The organism is Streptomyces sp. NRRL S-495 (assembly GCF_000966955.1).
In the GTDB taxonomy this organism is placed as follows: domain Bacteria; phylum Actinomycetota; class Actinomycetes; order Streptomycetales; family Streptomycetaceae; genus Kitasatospora; species Kitasatospora purpeofusca.
Genome location: NZ_JZWY01001217.1, coordinates 1 through 3,101 on the forward strand (window position 1 = coordinate 1; position 3,101 = coordinate 3,101).

At 77.3% G+C, this 3,101-nt stretch carries 1 protein-coding gene and 1 pseudogene; both read right to left on the reverse strand.

From position 1 onward, the window contains the following. Positions 1-312 (reverse strand): beta-ketoacyl synthase N-terminal-like domain-containing protein (locus VR45_RS40715; RefSeq protein WP_234326678.1); only part of this gene is annotated, 312 nt, incomplete at its 3' end. Between the two features lie 112 nt (positions 313-424). After that, a pseudogene (locus VR45_RS40720) lies at positions 425-3,101 on the reverse strand (SDR family NAD(P)-dependent oxidoreductase); the annotation flags it as partial.

Sequence of the window (3,101 nt, forward strand, 5' to 3'; positions counted from 1 at the left end):
GATGCCGAAGAACCCCGGGTCGAAGTCCGCCGCGCCGTCCAGGAACGCCCCCTGTCCGGGGACCGCGGTGCCGGCGGGCCAGGCGGTCTCCCAGCCCCGGTCGCCGGGGACCGGCGAGACGGTGTCGCGGCCTTCGGCGAGCAGTTCCCACAGGTCCTCCGGGGTGCGGACACCGCCGGGGAAGCGGCAGCTCATCGCCACGACCGCGATCGGCTCGCTGGTGCGGGCCTCGGCCTCCCGGAGCCGCTGCCGGGTGTCCCGCAGGTCGATGGCCAACCGGTTGAGGTAGTCGCGCATCCTCTGGTCGCTCACTGGACACCGCTGCTTTCGTCTCGGGCTGTTCGGGTCCCGTCCGGGGCTGCGCGGAGCGCGTGGACGGCGGGGAGGGCGCGGGGCTCGTGGTCGGCGCGAGCCGGTGCCCCGGTCATGCGGATCCCAACTGCCGGTCGATGTAGTCGAACATCTCGTCGTCGCTGGCCGCCTCGATCAGCTCGGGGGCCAGGTCGTCCACGTCGCCCGTGCGGTGGACGGGGGCCGCCGGCGCCCCGCCGGGCAGCGGGCGGGACAGCACTTCCCTTATCCGGGCGGCGAGTTCGTCGCTGACGCCGTCCGGCGGCAGGGCGTCCAGCAGGGTCTCCAGGGTGTCGAGCCCGGCCCGGACCGCCGAGTCGGCCGACGGGCGGGCGGCGACGGCCCGCTCGGCGAGGTGGCGTGCCAGTGCCTCCGGGGTGGGGTGGTCGAAGACGAGCGCGGCCGGCAGCCGCAGCCCGGTCGAGGACATCAGCCGGTTGCGCAGTTCGACCCCGGTGAGGGAGTCGAAGCCGACGTCCTTGAACGGGCGGGCCGGGCGGATCAGGTTCGGCGAACTGTGGCCGAGCACCGCCGCGGCGTTGCCGCGCACCAGGTCGAGCAGGGTCCGGTACAGCTCGGCCTCGGGCAGCTCGGCGAGCTGCCGCGCCGCCGAGAGGGCCGGTGCCGCGGCGGAGGCGGCGCCGGTACGAGCGGGGCGCACCAGGCCGCGCAGCACGGCGGGCAGCCGGTCGTCCGCCCGCAGCACGGACGGGGCGATCCTGGCCGCGAGCCGGTAGGCGTACGGGGAGTCGAGCGCCGCGTCGAACAGGGCGAGGCCCTCCGCCGAGGTCAGCGCGCCCGCCCCGGTGCCCCGGCCCGCGGTGACCGCGGCGGTCATCCCGCTGCGCTCCTCCCACAGGCCCCAGCCGATGGACAGGCCGGGCAGCCCCTCGGCCCGGCGCTCGGCGGCGAGGGCGTCCAGGACGGCGTTGGCGGCGGCGTAGTTCGCCTGCCCGGCCGCGCCGAACTGGGCGGCGCCCGAGGAGAACAGGACCAGCGCCGCGAGGTCGAGGTCCCGGGTGAGTTCGTGCAGGGCCAGCGCCGCGTCCGCCTTGGGCCGCAGGACGCGGTCGAGCCGGTCCGGGGTCAGCCCGGCGATCGTGGCGTCGTCCAGGACCCCGGCCGCGTGCACGACGGCGGTCAGCGGGTGCGCGGCGGGCACCGACCCGAGCAGGGCGGCGAGCGCGTCGCGGTCGGCGACGTCGCAGGCCGCGACGGTCACCGACGCGCCGAGGCCGGTCAGTTCCCGCACCAGCTCCGGCATGCCGTCGGCGGACCCGCCCCGGCGGCCCGCCAGCAGCAGGTGCCGGGTGCCGTGCGCGACGACCAGGTGCCGGGCCAGGAGCCGTCCCAGGGTGCCGGTGGCCCCGGTGACCAGGACGGTCCCTGCGGGGTCCGGCGGAGCGGGCAGCGGGGTCCGGCGGAGCGGGCAGCAGCAGGACGTTCTTGCCGACGCCGCGGGCCTGGCCGAGCGAGCGCAGCGCGGCCGGGGCCTGCCGGACGTCCCAGCCGGTGACGGGCAGCGGACGCAGCGCTCCCTGCTCGAACAGGCCCAGGACCTCGGCGAGCATCTCGCCGATGCGCTCCGGACCGGCCTCCATCAGGTCGAACGCCCGGTAGCGCACGCCGGGGTGCTGCCTGGCGACCGCCTCGGGCTCGCGGACGTCGGTCTTGCCCATCTCCACGAACCGGCCGCCGTTCGGCAGCAGCCGCAGACCCGCGTCGACGAACTCCCGCGCCAGACTGTCGAGTACCACGTCGACCCCCCGCCCGCCGGTGGCGGTCAGGAACTTCTCCGCGAAGTCGGTGCTGCGGGACGAGGCGATGTGCGCGTCGTCCAGTCCGCCGGCCCGCAGGACGTCCCACTTGGCGGGGGAGGCGGTCGCGAACACCTCGGCGCCGGCGTGCCGGGCGAGCTGCGCCGCCGCCGTGCCGACACCGCCAGCCGCGGCGTGCACCAGGACCGATTCCCCGCGCCGCAGTCCGCCGAGATCGAACAGACCGTAGTAGGCGGTGAGGAACACCACCGGCACGGACGCGGCGCGGGCGAAGGACCAGCCCGCGGGTATCCGGGCGACGGTGCGGCGGTCGGCGACGGCGGTCGGGCCGAACGCGCCCCCGAAGATCCCCATCACCCGGTCCCCCGGTGCCAGGTCGTCCACGCCCGGGCCCACCTCGACGACGGTTCCGGCGCCCTCGCTGCCCAGGCCCTGCTGCTCGGGGTCGGGGTCCAGGCCGAGCGCGGCGATGACGTCGTGGAAGTTCAGCCCGGCGGCGCGCACCGCGATCCGCACCTCGCCCTTGCCCAGCGGGGCGAGGGCCGCGGGAGCGGGCTCCGCCACGATGTCCTCCACGGAGCCCCGGCCGTCGGTGGTGAGACGCCATGCGGCGCCGTCCGGCAGGGACAGCGTGCCGTCCGGCCGTCCGCCGCGGACCAGCCGCGGCAGCAGCGGCGGGCCGGTCCGCAGCGCCAGCTCGGGTTCCCCGGCGGCGAGCGCCGCGGGCAGGGCGTCGGCCGGCTCGCCGTTGCCGGGCGCGTCGACGAGGACGAAGCGCCCGGGGTGCTCGGCCCGCGCGCTGCGCACCAGGCCCCACAGGGCGGCCTGGGCGGGATCGACGGGACGGTCGAGCGGGCCGGTACGGACCGCGTCCCTGGTGAGCAGGGCCAGCCCGGCCGCGGCGAACCGCTCGTCGGCCAGCCACTGCTGGACGAGGGCGAGGCCCTGGTGCGCGGTGGCGCGGACCCGGTC